This is a genomic window from Photobacterium sp. 53610, assembly GCF_036409375.1.
Classification (GTDB): domain Bacteria; phylum Pseudomonadota; class Gammaproteobacteria; order Enterobacterales; family Vibrionaceae; genus Photobacterium.
In genome coordinates, this window is the sequence record NZ_JAXOFS010000001.1 from 979436 (window position 1) to 996354 (window position 16919).

Annotated in this window: 11 protein-coding genes; 4 read left to right on the forward strand and 7 right to left on the reverse strand. The window is 50.4% G+C overall.

Annotated features, from left to right (window positions below; translation table 11 throughout):
* From SPK40_RS04455 to SPK40_RS04465, 3 genes are all read left to right on the forward strand, one after another.
* Window positions 1-984: an alpha-ketoacid dehydrogenase subunit beta gene (locus tag SPK40_RS04455; protein WP_330959568.1), complete on the forward strand. Its 984-nt coding sequence runs from the start codon at window positions 1-3 to the stop codon at window positions 982-984.
* A complete protein-coding gene (locus SPK40_RS04460; RefSeq protein WP_330959569.1) occupies window positions 984-2276 on the forward strand; it encodes a dihydrolipoamide acetyltransferase family protein in 1293 nt (430 codons plus the stop codon). Before SPK40_RS04455 ends, SPK40_RS04460 begins: the two co-directional genes overlap by 1 nt.
* A 67-nt stretch (window positions 2277-2343) precedes the next feature.
* Window positions 2344-2589 (forward strand): acyl carrier protein, encoded by a 246-nt coding sequence (locus tag SPK40_RS04465; protein ID WP_248140088.1) that lies wholly within the window; start codon window positions 2344-2346, stop codon window positions 2587-2589.
* A 29-nt stretch (window positions 2590-2618) separates the two neighbouring features.
* Here SPK40_RS04465 and SPK40_RS04470 read toward each other — a convergent pair whose 3' ends face one another.
* Window positions 2619-5336, reverse strand: coding sequence for a cation-transporting P-type ATPase (locus tag SPK40_RS04470; protein WP_330959570.1), 2718 nt, complete (start codon window positions 5334-5336; stop codon window positions 2619-2621).
* Between the two features lie 272 nt (window positions 5337-5608).
* Between SPK40_RS04470 and ppsA the strand changes: the two genes are divergently transcribed.
* Window positions 5609-8071, forward strand: a complete 2463-nt coding sequence (ppsA, locus tag SPK40_RS04475) for a phosphoenolpyruvate synthase (RefSeq protein ID WP_330959571.1) — start codon at window positions 5609-5611, stop codon at window positions 8069-8071.
* A 46-nt stretch (window positions 8072-8117) separates the two neighbouring features.
* Here ppsA and SPK40_RS04480 read toward each other — a convergent pair whose 3' ends face one another.
* The 6 genes from SPK40_RS04480 to SPK40_RS04505 form a co-directional block, all read right to left on the reverse strand.
* Window positions 8118-8969 carry an FAD/NAD(P)-binding protein gene (locus SPK40_RS04480; protein ID WP_330959572.1) on the reverse strand — a complete coding sequence of 284 codons (852 nt, stop codon included), beginning with the start codon at window positions 8967-8969 and terminating at the stop codon, window positions 8118-8120.
* Entirely contained in the window at window positions 8959-10008 is a 1050-nt protein-coding gene (locus tag SPK40_RS04485) for a 4Fe-4S dicluster domain-containing protein (RefSeq protein ID WP_330959573.1), read from the reverse strand. The genes SPK40_RS04480 and SPK40_RS04485 overlap by 11 nt, the downstream gene beginning before the upstream one ends.
* A 1-nt stretch (window position 10009) precedes the next feature.
* Window positions 10010-12100 (reverse strand): formate dehydrogenase subunit alpha, encoded by a 2091-nt coding sequence (gene fdhF / locus SPK40_RS04490; RefSeq protein WP_330959574.1) that lies wholly within the window; start codon window positions 12098-12100, stop codon window positions 10010-10012.
* 120 nt (window positions 12101-12220) lie between these two features.
* A complete protein-coding gene (locus SPK40_RS04495; protein WP_330959575.1) occupies window positions 12221-13057 on the reverse strand; it encodes a formate/nitrite transporter family protein in 837 nt (278 codons plus the stop codon).
* Window positions 13058-13407: 350 nt separating this feature from the next.
* Window positions 13408-15882 (reverse strand): DEAD/DEAH box helicase family protein, encoded by a 2475-nt coding sequence (locus SPK40_RS04500; protein ID WP_330959576.1) that lies wholly within the window; start codon window positions 15880-15882, stop codon window positions 13408-13410.
* Window positions 15875-16543, reverse strand: coding sequence for a hypothetical protein (locus SPK40_RS04505; protein WP_248140073.1), 669 nt, complete (start codon window positions 16541-16543; stop codon window positions 15875-15877). Before SPK40_RS04505 ends, SPK40_RS04500 begins: the two co-directional genes overlap by 8 nt.
* Window positions 16544-16919 lie beyond the last annotated feature (376 nt).

Sequence of the window (16919 nt, forward strand, 5' to 3'; positions counted from 1 at the left end):
ATGGCTTCAGAAACCATGAGCTACCGCGAAGCATTACGTGCCGGTCTGGAAGAAACGCTGAATCAGGATCCCCGGGTCTTTCTGATGGGCGAAGATGTCGGACGTTATGGCGGCTGTTATGCCGTCAGCAAAGGGCTGCTGGCCCAGTTTGGAGCCGAACGCATCATCGATACCCCGCTGTGCGAGTCCGGCTTTGTCGGCGTCGGCATCGGTGCCGCGCTGGGTGGTATGCGTCCGATCGTTGAAGTCATGACGGTCAATTTCAGCCTGCTGGCGATGGATCAGATCGTTAATACCGCGGCTACGCTGCGCCATATGTCCGGCGGTCAGTTCCATGTCCCCTTAGTGATCCGCATGGCCTGTGGTGCAGGCAGGCAGCTGGCGGCCCAGCATTCACACAGCTGGGAGAACTTTTATGCCCATATTCCCGGTCTCAAAGTTCTGAGCCCGGCCACGCACAGCGACGCCCGGTACATGCTGGGACAGGCACTGGCCGATCCGGATCCGGTCCTGATTTTCGAACACGTCATGCTGCTCAATGAACCCGGCACCGTGCCGGACAAACCGGATGCCCCGATGGAAACCGCGCTGATCCGCCGTCCGGGAACGGATATCAGTCTGATCACCTACGGGGGCAACCTGCCGAAAGCACTGACGGCTGCCGAACAGCTGCAACAGGACGGCATTTCTGCGGAAGTGGTTGATCTGCGCTGCCTGCGACCGCTGGACAAGCCGACGCTGCTGAACAGCGTCCGCAAAACACACCGGGCGGTTCTCATCGATGAAGGCTGGCAGACCGGCAGTCTGGCCGGAGAAATCAGTGCCATCATCATGGAAGATGGATTCTGGTCTCTGGATGCGCCAGTCAGACGGGTGTGCAGCGCGGAAGTGCCCATCCCCTACCCCCGCCACCTCGAACAGGCCGCACTGCCTCAGGTCGAACAGATTGTCACCACGGCAAAAGCCGTGATGGAAGGTCGCTGATGGCTCGCCAGTCCTTCGACATTGTGATGCCATCTCTGGGGGCAGACATGCGCGACGGCACGCTCACGGAGTGGCTGGTTGCTGAAGGCGAGCACGTCAGCAAAGGCGACAGTATCGCCGTGATCGAAACCAACAAGGGTGCCATTGAGATGGAAAGCTATTATTCCGGCACCATCAGCCGTCTTCTGGTCCAGCCGATGCTGACCCTGCCGGTCGGCGCGATTCTGGGGACAATCAATGCAGATTCAAATACCGAAACAGATGCCGAGGAAAATGCAGACGCTGACATTGTGACAGACAATGAGCAGCCGGTGTCTCAATCCACATCGCCCCCGATACACAATGAACCGCCGATTGTCCCGGTCGTCTCAACGGCTCCGGCAACTGAAACCAGCGTTCGCGCTTTGACATCACAGCGCCTGGCTTCACCGATTGTCAGAGCGCTGGCGCAGCAACAACAGCTGGACCTCCAGGGCATCTCCGGATCAGGCCCTCAAGGGGCTATTTTACTGAAGGATATACAAACGCTTCTTCAGGACCAGTCCGCTGCTCTCAGCCCATCGGAGGCAGCGACAGCAGCGCCTTCATCAAAAGCAGAGCCCCCCAAAACAGCCACCAGCTGCCGTGATTCAAACGCGATGCGGGAAGCCATTGCTGCCGCCATGGAGAAATCCAAACGTGAAATCCCGCACTACTACCTGAGCCATGAAATCGATCTCAGTGTCGCACAACAATGGCTGAGCCAGGAAAATGCCGGACGAGACCCCGACGATCGCTTGCTGCTCACAGTCCTGCTCATCAAAGCCGTCGCAATCCTGCTGCCGCGTTTCCCGGCCCTGAACGGGCACTATCTGGACGGCCGATTTGAACCGGCCCCGGCCATTCACATCGGTACGGTGATCAGTCTGCGAGAAGGCGGCCTGATGGTGCCCGCCATGCACCATGCGGACCAGCTTTCGCTCAATGACACCATGCTGGCGCTCCGGGATATCAGCCAGCGTAGCCGGACCGGCCGCCTGCGCAGCTCTGAACTGACCGATGCCACCATCACACTCACCCATATCGGGGATCGGGGATCAGACAGCGTCTTCGGCGTGATCTATCCGCCACAGGTCGCCATCCTCGGTTTTGGCCGGTTACGCCAGTCCCCGCTCGTCAAACAGGGGCAGATCAACATTTGTGACACGATGACGGTCACGCTCAGCGCAGATCACAGAGTCAGCGATGGTATCCAGGGCGCGAAGTTCCTCCACGCGTTATCCCAGCAATTACAGCAACCCGAGCTGTTATGAATGAAGCCGCTATAAATCAGTTATCCATAAAACAGTGATCCATCAAACAGCGATAAACGGAGCTGCAATGAATCAAGACGACATCAGAGCCTTAGTGATCACCGCAATACAAAGTGTGGCACCGGAAATCACAGCGGAAGACATTGAACCGGATGAGGATTTACGCGACACCTGCGATCTCGATTCAATGGACTACCTCAATCTGCTCAGCGCGTTGAAAAAAAGCTGCGGTGTCAATATTCCGGAAACGGACTATCCCAAGGTCAGGACCTTCACGGGGATGGTCGATTATCTGAATAAGCATCTGACCTGATGGCACGACTGATGGCACTGATGATTGGATCATGGCACCTGATGTCCGGTGTGCATCTCGCGCAACAACAAGCGGAGCCGCTTTTCGATTTCGATGATCGCAAAAAACACGATGCCAACCACCACGATCATCACCCCGTCCCAAAACGGCACGGCGACGGTCGCAAACAGTGCCTGTAAAGGCGGCAGATAAGTGATGGCGAATTGCGCAGCAGTGACGCAAATCACCGTCAGCCAGACGACCTGAGTGCCGACGATCAGCTCCCACTTCAGTGACGTCCCGTAGATATTACGGATAAAAAACAGATGGAAGATTTCCATCACGACTAAAGTATTCACGGCTATGGTTCGTGCCAGTTCAATCGAATAAGACTGATCGATTGCATAGGCGTAAATGCCGAACACCCCGCCCAGCAGTAACACCGAAACAAAAATGATCCGCCAGGCCAGTTCGCCGGTCAGCAGCGGTTCGTCCCGGCGGCGGGGCAAACGCTGCATGCTCTTGTGTTCCGTCGGTTCAAAGGCCAGCGCTATCCCAAGTGTGATCGCGGTAATCAGATTGATCCAGAGAATCTGAATCGGAGTGATCGGGAGCGTCATCCCAAAGAGCAGTGCCACCACAATGGTCAGCGCTTCCCCGGCATTGGTCGGCAAGGTCCAGCTGATCACTTTTTTGATATTGTCGTAAACGGTCCGCCCTTCCCGGACCGCCGCAACGATAGATACAAAGTTATCATCCGCCAGCACAAGGTCCGCGGCTTCTTTTGCCGCTTCACTGCCTTTCAGCCCCATGGCTATCCCCGCATCCGCCCGCTTGAGCGCCGGTGCATCATTCACCCCATCGCCCGTCATCGCAATCGTCATCCCGTGAGATTGCAATGCCATCACCAGACGCAGCTTATGTTCCGGACTGGTGCGGGCGAAAACATCGGTTTCAACCACAGTCGCAGCCAGCGTTGGATCGTCCATCTCATCCAGATCAGCGCCCGTCAGCACCCGCTCAGTATTTTGCAGAGCGAGCTGTTTCGCGATCGCCACGGCGGTGCCTTGGTGGTCGCCGGTGATCATTTTCACGCGAATGCCAGCCGCATGGCATTCGCGGATCGCGTCAATGGCTTCGGGACGCGGCGGGTCGATCAATCCGGCCATGCCAATCAGTGTCAGATCCTGCGCCACATCCGTCAATTCAAGCACCGTATGCTCAGGCGGCATCGGTTTGACCGCAAACGCCAGGACGCGCTGCCCCAGCGCCGCAATCTCTTCGGCCTTTTCATACCAGTAACCCAAGTTAATCGGTTCGATGTCTCCGGCGACCGTTCGCTGAAAAACACACATCGAAAAAATCTGTTCAGGCGCCCCCTTCACTGCGATAAACGCATGATTTTCGTGGTCGTGATTCAGGGTCGCCATGAACCGATGCTTGGCATCAAACGGAATCACGTCTGTCCGCACCCATCCGGCCAGTTCTTCTTCAATCGCCAGACCCAGCTTACCGGTCAGCGTCAGCAAAGCGCCCTCCATCGGGTCACCCACAATTTCCCACACGCCTTCGTGATGATGCAGCGATGCGTCATTGCACAAGGCCGCTACTCGGCCAATTTCCGCTAAAATGGCATGCTCACTGGCGCTGACAGCAACATCATTGAGCCGGATTTCCCCTTTGGGTTCATACCCGGCACCGTCCAGTGAGAACGCATGAGATGCAGTGACCACGGACGCCACCATCATCTCGTTACAGGTCAGCGTGCCTGTTTTATCCGTGCAAATCACAGACACGGCGCCCAGCGTTTCAATGGCGGGCAAACGCCGGACAATGGCATTGCGTCTTGCCATCGCCTGCACGCCCACCGCCAGGGTGATGGTCAGGACTGCCGGAAGCCCTTCCGGAATCGCCGCAACGGAGAGGCCCACCACGGCCATGAACATCTCAGTAAAATCGAAATGGGCGACAAAATATCCGAAGACCAGCAGCACCACGGCAATCAATAAGATCAACGCCGTCAACCACCGCGCAAATATATCCATCTGCCGAAGCAAAGGTGTGGTCAGTGTTTCAACTGTCGACAGCATGCCGCTAATCCTGCCGATTTCTGTCCCTGCACCCGTTGTTACAACGACACCCAACCCCTGCCCCCGGGTCACCAGCGTGCCGCTGTACGCCATACATGCCCGATCACCGAGGGTTGTATGCACCGCAACAGGCTGCACACTTTTCCTCACCGGCACAGATTCGCCGGTCAGGATTGATTCCTGAACCTGGAGTCCGTTCACCTGCAACAGCCGCAGATCAGCCGGAACTTTATCGCCGGCTTCAAGCAAGACGAGATCACCGGGCACCAGCAACTCACCGGCAATCTGGTGACGAGTCCCTGCCCGGATCACCGAGGCTTTCAGCGCGAGCATATGCCGGATAGCATCCATGGCCGCTTCGGCTTTCCCTTCCTGAATAAAGCCGATGATTGCATTGACAATCACAACCGCCAGAATCACCAGCGTATCGGACCCATGTCCCAGCAGTGCGGTCATGGCCGCACAACCCAGCAGCACGTAGATGAGGATATTGTGAAACTGCCGCAGAAAACGAATCAGCCGGTGCTCCTTCGGCGGATCCGGCAACCGGTTCGGTCCGCAGGTTTGCAAACGCGTAGCCGCTTCTTCAGCAGACAGGCCGTCCTGACTGGCATGCAGCGCATGAAGCACATCTTCTGATGTCATTTCATGCCATGTTTTTTCTGTTCGGTTTTGCATGATCGAATGACACCCCTCCTTTCAATTCAGAGCTGTAGACCTCAAATCTGATCAGTTCAAAAAAGCAATCGGTGCATTTCCCGGAAAAACCCTCATGACTCTTCCGGATAAGCATAGACAGCAAAATCCGTCCTACCTGTCATTCTTTCCGGCCTGTGATGTCCGACAAAACCGGACCGACTTTTCTGGCTGCACAACAATTCACTTCTAAAATAAATTGAGTCCCGCCTCTGAGTTTTAAATGACTTCAGAGTCAGCGAAAGGAGAACTGTATGACTTCTGATCCTCAGCGCCCTGCCAGTCCGATCATCTATTGGTATCACCAGTTACGCACCACCGACATCCCCTGTGTTGGCGGTAAGAATGCCAGTCTGGGAGAAATGATCAGCCAGTTGAAAGATGCCGGTATCCGGGTTCCATCCGGGTTCGCCACCAGTGCCCAGCTCTTTCGTGACTTTCTGCATCAGAATCAGCTGGATAAGCCGATCGCCCGGCTGCTGGCAGCGCTGGATGACGGTTCGGCCACGCTGGCTGACACCGGCGCTGCGATCAGGCACTTAATCTCACAGGGCACCTTTATGGACGCCCAACAAGATGCGATTGCCGATGCCTATCAGCAGCTGTGTGACGAATTGGGTCACAACAATGTCAGCGTTGCAGTCAGAAGTTCTGCAACCGCAGAAGATCTGCCGGATGCCAGCTTTGCCGGTCAGCAGGAAAGCTACCTGAACATCCGTGGCCGGGAGCAGGTACTGCACGCCTGTAAGCAGTGTTTCGCCTCACTCTATACCGACCGGGCCATTGTCTACCGTCAGGAAAAAGGCTTTGCTCACCAGCAGGTGGCGCTGTCTGTCGGGGTGCAGCAGATGATCGAATCTCAGGCAGCGGGCGTGATGTTCAGTTTAGATACGGAAAATGGATTTCCGGATGTGGTGATGATCAGCGGTGCCTGGGGACTTGGCGAAACCATTGTTCAGGGCAGCGTGACCCCGGACCGTTTTATGGTGTACAAACCTTTGCTGGAAATCGCCGGGAAGCGACCCATTATCGAAAAACAACCCGGCAATAAGCAGCAAAAAATGGTGTATGCGACGGACGTTCTGTCTGAAGACTCTCCTCAGAGCACGCCTGAAAAGCTCCCCTTCACCGGCAGACAAACCGTCACGCTGCCGACGACCGAACAGGAACGCTGCTCACTGGTCCTTTCTGATGAGGAGATCCTGCAACTGGCCCGCTGGGCGGTGCTCATTGAACGTCATTACGGCTGCCCTATGGACATGGAATGGGCGAAGGACGTTCAGGGGCTGTATCTCGTTCAGGCCCGCCCGGAAACCGTCGAATCTCAGAAAGAACAGGCGGTGCTGGTCAATTACCGTCTGAAAGAAACATCCACCCTGCTGCTGGAAGGTGCCAGTGTCGGAAGTGCCATTGCCACAGGCCCCGTTTTTCAGATCAATGATCCGCACAATACCGAGGCGTTTCCGGATGGCGCCATTCTGGTGACCGAAAGAACGGATCCGGACTGGGTGCCCCTGATGCGCAAAGCCGCCGGGATCATTACAGACACCGGCGGCCCCACCAGCCACGCGGCCATTGTCAGCCGTGAGCTGAAAGTCCCGGCGATTGTGGGCACTGAACATGCGACCCAAGCCCTGACCCAAGGTCAATCGGTCACCTTAAGTTGCGCGGGCGGCGCTGTCGGGAAAGTGTATGAAGGCATCCTCAAGTACGAGACTCAGCAAGTGAATCTGGATGAGATCCCGCGCACCCGAACCGCCGTGATGATTAACGCAGCGATGCCTGACAGTGTCTTTCGCTGGTGGCAGCTGCCGGTTGCCGGGATCGGACTGACCCGGATCGAATTTATCATCTCCAGTCAGATTCGCGTTCACCCGATGGCGTTGATCCACCCTGAGAAAGTGGCCGATCCATCGGTTCGCGAGTCCATCAGCCACCTGACCCGGAACTATGCCCATCAGCCGGACTACTTTGTCGACCTTCTGGCACTGGGCGTGGGTAAAATTGCGGCCTCACAATACCCGAAACCAGTCATCGTGCGCATGTCAGACTTTAAATCCAATGAGTACCGGGGGCTGCTGGGCGGTGAGTTTTTTGAACTCAACGAAGAGAACCCGATGCTGGGACTGCGCGGTGCGTCACGGTATTACCACCCGCTGTACCGGGAAGCCTTCAAGCTGGAATGCCAGGCCATCGTCAAAGCCAGGCAAGCGATGGGGTTTGACAACATCATTGTGATGATTCCGTTTTGCCGCACCACCGGTGAAGCCGACAAGGTGCTGGACGTCATGGCTGAAGCGGGCCTGAAACGCGGCGAAAATGGCCTGCAAGTCTATGTGATGTGTGAGATTCCCTCGAATGTCATTCTGGCCGCCCGCTTTGCACAGCGCTTCGATGGGTTTTCAATCGGCAGTAACGATCTCACACAACTGGTGCTGGGAATCGACCGGGATTCAGCCGAGCTGAAACCCTTATTTGATGCCAGAGACGATGCCGTGAAAGAGATGATCGCTGAAGTGATCACCGTGGCACACCAATATGGCTGTAAGGTCGGAATTTGCGGACAGGCCCCCTCAGATCATCCTGAATTCGCTGAATTTCTGGTCAATTGCGGAATAGATTCGATTTCCCTGAACCCGGACTCGGTCGCCAAAGGCTGCGAGCAAGTCGCACTGGCAGAACTCAAGTACCAGATCAACACGGCCGGTTACGAGTAACCGGCACCTGAGAGCGCCAGCATAACTTTGTGATGGGCTTGATTCATCATGGACTCTGGGGGATGTAGGCTTGCAGTACATCCCAGCGGAAAGTCGGACCATCAGAACAGATATACTTGTCTTTCAGATAACAATGCCCGCAGGTTCGAACCCCGCAGTGCATACGGCGCTCAATGGACAAATAAATTCCCTGTTCAGAAACCCCGCTGGTCACCAGATGTTTTGCCGCCGCAAACATCATGGCTTGCGGCCCGGCCAGCAGCACCACATCCGGACCCTGTTGAAACTGACCAAGTACCATCGGCAGGAGATCGACCGGCGTGCCACTGAATTCATTCTGACCCGGCTCAAGATCGCCGTCTTCAATGGCGTTAAACACCGGGATCGCCTGCTGCCACTGCCTGCGCTCCGGCGTCAGCATTCTCGCCTGACGACTGCGGGCACCATACACCACCATCAGCTGTGCGTAATTTTTCTGCGCGACTAGCTGGTTCACCACACCAACCAAAGGCGCCAGACCACAACCGCCACCGACCACCAGAATGCTTTTGTTGATCACCTGATCCATCGGCCAGCCCTCGCCATACGGCCCTCTGGCACCCAGAATCTGCCCCGGTTCCAACTGGAACAGCGCTGACGTGACCTGCCCCATTTTCCGGACCAGTGCGCGAAAATACCCTTGCTGGTCAGGCACCTGTGTGAATGTGAAAGGCGCTTCCCCGACCGCAGGCAGACAAAGCATGAAGAACTGTCCGGTTTTGGCCTGCATCCAATCATGATGTACAGCAGTTGCCCCGGGATCAGTATTGAACAATTGAAACCGGAAATGACGGGCATGCTCACCATCATCGTAAAAGTCAATCAAACGGATGGCCGTTGGCGCCAGGTTATGCATCATTGACAATCCTTTTCATGATCGAATGAACACCAATCACGCCCGGGCAAGTCTGCTCACAACGCCCGCACCCCACACAGCCATACCGGCCAAATTCCGGCAAAAAGTCGTTGCTGAATTTGTGATACCAGAAACGCTTCACCCGCTCACCGGCCTGCGCCGAGGGATTGTGGAAACTGGCTTCACGCTGAAAGCCTTCGTATAAACAGGAATCCCAGAACCGAACCTGCCGGGCTTTTGGTGTCCTCGATGAATGTGTAGCCTGACAGCCGGAAGCATCGTCTGTCGCAAGCGCTGTCTGCTGCGTGCCGTAACAGGAACAGGTCGGACAGAGTGTGGTGCAGCCGGAACAGGCAATGCACTGAATCGCCACCTGTTGCCAGAATTCAGCCGACGGCTGATCGCGATTAAGCTTTTCAATGCCTTCCAGAATATAGGTCTGATCTTCAAACTGTTGCTCGCAATGGCTCAGATTATCCCAGCGCAAATGCTTGTCCTGATCCGCAGCCGGCGTCAGTGTCAGCCCTTGCAGTGATGCCTTGCCAGCGTCCGTCACCGCGATCAGCAGCCATTGTCCGTGTTCAAGCGGATGTAAAATCAGGTCCGCCGTGGTATCTCTGACACCCGGTCCGGCATTCACCAGATGGCAGAAGCCCTGTGCACACGGGTGAACACAATCCACGCCCACCAGTAAGGCTTGCTGCCGCCGCGCCTGATAATAAGGATCCTGTTCGAAAAAAATGTCCTGATAATGAATCGCCATCAGGTCGCAGCTTTGAACGCCGAATAACACAAAGGGCTCGGGTGCCGGAATCGTTTCGCGGAAAAACTGACCATCGAACACATACAGACTTTCCTGCTCAGCAAAGAAGAATCCTTTCGCCGAACTGAGGGGTTGCTGCGACGTCAGCGCAGGAAACGGCCCTTGCGGGACATGCTGCCAGAAGGCCTCACCTTCACTTTCCACCACTTGATAGAACTGCCGAGCCCGGGACAGGTGCACTTGCAGCGCCTGTAATGATTCCAGCACATACTGCTGCATCTTATGGTTCCTCCCGTAACTGGTCGATATCCCGGGGTTCCTGACCCGGCGGTAACGGCGACACTGACACTGCGCATGCCTTCAGTTCAGGCATTTTCGTGACAGGATCCTGCGCGGTATTCGTCAGCTGATTCGAAGGCGCTTCCCTGAAGTGATACGGCATGGCGACCAGCCCCGGCGGCACATCCTCGGTGATCATGGCCCGCGTCTCAACATATCCCCGGCGCGAGCGAATACCCACCGGCGAATAACGCTGAATATTCAGCGTCCGGGCGTCTTCCGGGTTGATAAATAAGAGTCCGGCCGGTATTTCCCGCTCCAGCAAAGGTGATTTCCGGGTCATCGAGCCGCAGCCATAATGGAAATGAAGCCGGTTGGTGGTCAGCAGCAACGGGTATTGTTCATCCGCAGGTTCATCAATTTCAATCTGATGCACCGGAATCAACCGAGCTTTGCCAATCGGAAATGTGGTCTGATGCAAAATCGCGGTCCCTTCAGGCGCGCCGGAATGACAAGGCCACTGTAAGCCGTGCGCACGCATGATGCCCGGATAAGACATCCCCTGATAAGACGGCGTCAGTGAGGCCATTTCATCAAACACGGCTTCACTGTCTGACCAGTTCAGCGCATCGCTGCCTAGCTTCGCGGCCAGTGCTTGGAGCCACTGCCAGTCACCCATGGCTGAACCCGGCGCTTGCAGCGCCTGTGCCACGTGCTGGACCCGTCGCTCACAGTTGGTGAACGTCCCTTCTTTTTCCGCGAAAGACGCCGCTGGCAAAATGAAGTCGGCCAGTTTAGCGGTTTCTGTCATCGTCAGTTCCGCAACCACCAGCAAATCCATCTCTTTCATTGCCGCACGGACATGATTCTGATCCGGATCGGTCACGACCGGATCTTCTCCGAAAATGATCAGGGCCCGAAAATCACCCGCCAGTGTCGCTTTGGTCATCCCCAGCGACGTGAGACCGGGCGTGGTTGCGACATCTGTTCCCCAGGCCTGGGCAAATTCCTGTTGCACTGCCAGATCATCGGCCGCCTGGTAGCCAGGATAGACATTCGGCAGGCATCCCATGTCGCAGGCACCCTGCACATTATTCTGCCCCCGCAACGGATTGATTCCGGTCCCGGGACGGCCGATCTGTCCGCAAACCAGCGCCAGATTCGACAACGCAATCACATTCTGGGTACCGCTGACAAACTGGGTAATCCCCATCCCGTACAGGATCATGGTACTTTTGGCCTGTCCGTAAAGCATCGCGGTTTGACGGATCACATCAGCACTGACGCCGGTACAGGATTCAACCGACTCCGGCGTGATGGTTGCGACATTCCGGGCCAGCGCGTCAAATCCCTCACACCGCTGGCTGATAAAAGACTGATTGTGGAGATTCTGTTTGAGGATGACATGGAGCATCGCATTGATAAGCGCAATATTACTGCCCGGTTTGAGCTGCACATGAATATCCGCCACTTTCGCCAGCCGGGTAACACGGGGATCAATCACCACCAGCTTCGCCCCTCGTTGCTTCGCTTCAAAAATCTGTCCGCCAAAGACACTGTGATTTTCTGTCGGATCTGCGCCGATCACCACGATCAGCTCGGTTTCAAAAATATCTTGGGTGCTGTTGGACATCGCGCCGGAACCCAGCGTTTGCTTGAGTCCGGCCACTGTGGGACTGTGACAAATCCGGGCGCAATGGTCGATGTTGTTGGTTTTCAGGACGGCACGGGCAAACTTCTGGGCAGCATAGTTATCTTCGTTGGTGGCGCGGGCGCTGCTGATCACACCCACCGACTCAGGGCCGGATTCAGCCAGAATGTCCTGTAAGGTCTCGCTGATAGTGCCCAGTGCCTCATCCCAGCTCACCGGATAAAAACGATCATGAATACGTTTTAAAGGCTCGGTAATCCGGTTATCCGGCCGGATGGCATAAGCTGTACTCCAGCCCTTTTCACACAACTTACCGCGACTGACAGGATGACTGCGTTGCGGTTCAACGCCCGCCAGATTTCCCTGCGCGTCAACTTTCAGATTGATCCCGCAGCCGACGCCGCAAAAAGGACAGACAGTTTTCACGATTGAAGAAGCCATGGTCATGCACAATCCAACAGCGGGTTCTGGCATTCAGTATAGCAATCCCGGTCCGTGTGACTTGAGGTGGTCGGCCATTTCTCTGTCTCAACTTTTGGCTTTCGCGTATAGCCAGATGAATTAAGGCTTTTCAGCGCCTGAAGCGGGTTTTCTCAGGTAAATCACATAATACACCAGACCAACCAGCACACTTCCCCCGACCAGATTACCCAGAATGACCGGGATCAGATTCCCGATAAACCCCAGCCAGGTAACTGAATCTGTCCCTGTAGCCGTATCCGAAAAGGTCTGAATCAGCATCGCCAGCGGAATGAAGAACATGTTCGCAATACTGTGCTCAAACCCGGCCGCAACAAAGGCAGAGATCGGAAAAACAATTGCAATCGCTTTATCCACCACACTCCGTCCGGCCATGGCCATCCAGATCGCCATGCAGACCAGAATATTGCACAGCACCCCGCGGAAAAAAGCGGTCCAAAATGGCAAGCTGCATTTGGCCGCCGCAATCTGAAGATACCGCTCCGCAATCTCCCCCTGATTCAGCGCGGTGTGCCCTGAGAAATACACCAACACCGCCAGCCCTGCGGCTCCGACAAAGTTCGAACCACACACCACCAGCCAGTTTTTCAGCAACTCAGCCGACGTGATTTTTTGATCCGCCCAGGCCATCGCGAGCAAGTTATTCCCGGTAAACAACTCAGCCCCGGCCACCACCACCAGCAACAAGCCCAGAGAAAATGCCACGCCTCCCAGCATCTGACTGGTGCCGAACCCCAGATTCGCATCCGACTTGATCAGCACAAAATACAGCGCGCCTAAGCCAATAAACGCCCCTGCCAGCACCCCCAGCATCACCATCGACAACAGTGGCAAACGCGCTTTCATCACGCCGACATTGTCCACCTTTTCAGCGATTTGCTTCGGTGAAAACGCATCAAACCCAAAAAGATCAGCCATGGTTCACTCCGGTCAAAGGCGTTTGGTCAAACAGGGTCAACGGAAATACAAAGATGACTTATCCGCCTGAAACTGAGGTGGTTTCAGGCGAAATATCTGGGGTAAGTGTAGTACAGGGGAGGGTTACACCTATGGCAGCAGTGTTAATATGATACAAAAGCACTACTCTAAGTTAACTGCGGTTTACATCTCAGACAGTGCCGTTCAATATGTGGAGCTATGACTTACGCTGACACAGAACTATGAACACCCTCAGTATTTAAGCTGGTTTATCATTTCAACTCGAGGAGCGGTTACTAACAAATTTATAAGAGGTTAACACCATAATAGCCAACCTCTTATTAATAAAACTATATATCTATAAATTTACTTATTTCAAACTTTATAAGATCATCCTGAGATTTTATATAGTTAACAAAATTTCCATTGTATTCCACCAATCCATGATCATTGATAGATAAATTTTCCATCTGCCTGTCTCGATCCAGCTTATTTATCAAAGAACCACTAAAACCCAACTTAACAAATTCAGAGTTAGATTTATTTGTAGTTCCATAAATATAAAGCTCATATTCTTCTTCAGGAATAAGATTTAAGTCATACATCACATTAATAAAATTATTTAGTGTATATGAAACAAAGTCGCTCTCTATTTTTATTTTAACTAAAGCAATATTAGCAAGCTCTTTGTTTGATTTGGTAGCAAGATCTAAATATACAGACTTTCCAACTTTACCATCATAATTTATTTTTCCAACCTCTCCATAAGAATCCCCAATATAAAATTCTCTTCCTTGCGGCAAGTACTTAATAGTTTGAAAATAACCAATGGTATCTGATATATGTTCTTTTAAACTTAGTCGATGGAGATTCCCAGTAAACATTTTGTAGAAATCTCTCGCTTTGTCATGCTGTAAACGCAGAAAGTCCTTTTTAAAAATATAGCTTTCCAAACCTTGAATAAAGAACAAATAAACCTTATCTATAATATGAGACTCATCCCATTCAGGGTGTTGTGATATGCTGTCAACTTTATTCGACAGTCTATCGATCATTTCTCCAGAACTAAAGTAAACAGATAGAATGTCAGACTCAAGCAGAATTCTTTTAACTCGGTTTTTGATATCTAACTCACTGGTTACAAGAAAATCTTCCGTTTCTTTAACCTCTTGATATTCAGCCAATTTTTTTTCTAGAGTTAGAACTCTTTCTATTTTAGAACCTTCCTTAGCCTTTTCAAGATCCAGTTTCATTTTATCTATATCAAAATTTACTAAAAGTGGATTTTCTAGATTATCTTTAAACACTCCACTTTTTAGCTTTCTAATTTGATTCTCCATATTTCCACCTCTACGGTTGAAATCTTCAGAGTTAACAAAATGAACACTAGGTTGAAGTTTGTCTAGAGACTTCCTTTCATCATCAAATACTTCATTTAATCGATTAACCCTGCCAATAAGATTGGTGAGAGACTTACCATCGAGTGAATTAGTATTCATTATATACATATTATCAACAGGTAAATTAACACCTTCTAGTATAACAGAATTAGCAACTACATATTTGACTTCTTTATTTTCAGAAAATTTAAACTCCAAATATTCCTTTATTAAATCAGGTAATTTCCCATGGAGATAAACCAACCCTTTCTTGATATATTCAACACAATAAAAATCTTTATGAACATTCATTGAGATTACATCTGAAAGCTCCATCAAACTAGGGGAGCCAATGTGTTCTAGCTTTGAATCAAGAAGTATGGATAGCTCTTCTACTCTCTTAGGAGCTCGAAGGTACAAGAAATTTTTTTCCTTACTATTTTCAATTATATAGTTAAGGTAATTATCACTACGCCCTGACTCAAAGAAAACATCTAAGAAGCGATTATACTTCCTGACTTCACCTGACTCTTTATATTCGTATATATCAGCCTCTTTAATATTACTAATAATTTTCTTTTCAAATATTTCTTGTTCACTTTCAACTTTAAGATTATTAGAGTCAGAAATTAACGGTGAAAGGTAGTAATTTACTGAATTGCGATTTCTTTTCCTATTTCTTCTAATAAGTCTAGTTAAGAGTAAGCTTCTAGAATCATAGCTAAATAAGTTATGAGCTTCATCAATAATTAACAAGTCAAATGAAATGCTTTCATCTTTTAAAAGTCTTAATGCTCTTTCTTGTGTGAATATCGAAATAAAACTATCTGAACCATCATACATCTCATCGTGGAATATGATATTTCTATTAGAGAAATTGTTTTTTATTAGTTTGTAAGTCTGTATTAAAAGTGACTTAGTTGGAACAATGATAGCTACCTTACTAAGATTTTTCTCTCTTATAATCTCTGTAATAAGAGAGCTTTTACCAAAAGATGTTGGTGCAATATAACAATTTTCCTCAACGTCACTATTGACCAGTTGTAATCTAGAGCTTCTTTGTTCATATGTTTCAATAATACTATTGTATTCAAACTTACTTAATTGATATAAAAGACTAAATTCAGAAGAGAGACTACCGCTATAAAGATTGTGCTTTGTAATATAATTTGATATTGGGTATAAGCCAAAATTAGAACTTACATCCAGTAATGGTTCGTATTCATGATTATTAATTGCACTTTTCAACACAATAAAATAAGCTAATTCAAAATATAAATGCTTACGATTATCCTTATGATACTCTTCAATAAAAAGCACTGCACAACTAAGCAAATACTCTATTTCCTCAGCATTCAAAGGAGTGTTTAATGACATTTTTTTCATTGAAGAGAAAAACTTATCATCATCTTTAAGCCAACTAAACGAAATTGCCAAATTATTCACCCAAATATTCTTTAAACAGTTCTAAACTCTTTTTTGATATACATATTGCATCTAATGTTACACAGTCATATTTCTTTAAAAAATCATGACTTAATAATATTTTTGAATTTTCATCATCATTCCAAACAGAGTTTAAAAAAATTGTAGAGCAAGGGATTATTTTGTAATCTTTTATATCTGTATACTTACCCATATCATACAGATCCCTAAGTTTTGCTATCTTTTTTCTTATTCCTTTCTCCGTACACACATCCAAATGACTAGCATGGTTATAAGCATTTCTCCAAGGGTTGTTCTTTCCCTTCTCGCTCTTACCCGACACATAATTTTTCAAATCTGTATATGCTGTGTGTAATTTTTTTCTATGACTAATGTCCTTTGTTAAGATCGTACCGGATTTACTTTCGACTAAAAATGTTTCAGAGTTTTTTGAAAATAAACCATCAAAACCTTTCTTTATTGAGTTTTCTTCTAAATTGAGAAATAGAAACTCTTGCTTGAAGCTAAGTTGATTCAAGTAAAGATGAACAAAGAACTCAGCAACAGCTCCCATTTGTGTTTCTTCGTTTTTTGTTTCAAGAAACTTTGCCAGCCTTTTCTTAACTAAGCTAATCTCGCTATCCGAATCACCTTCACAAATCGAAACAAAATACTTATCCAATAGTTTCGTTATATCTTCTGTTATCGATTCAATTTCTATGACGTGCAACGATCTTGAAGAATCAAGCTGTATACATTCTGAGTTCAACATCTAAGCCTTAACCACCTTATTGCCAACAATATCAATAAGTTAAAGTAACAATTGTTCAAAATATACCCTGCGCTTAAAAAAAACACAAATAGTTTAAGGTTTTAGATCGTTTGGACGCATAGCCGTCCAAGCCAAGGGAGGCGCGGAGTCAGGTCTTATCTTTTGTCCAACTGCAAGTTACGAAACTAGCAGATGGACTGTACGCTCAAGTCGTAACATATGAATAATAAAATCCCTATCCCACACTCGGCTTGTAGTTCATCCCACTACACCCGCGCAATCATAC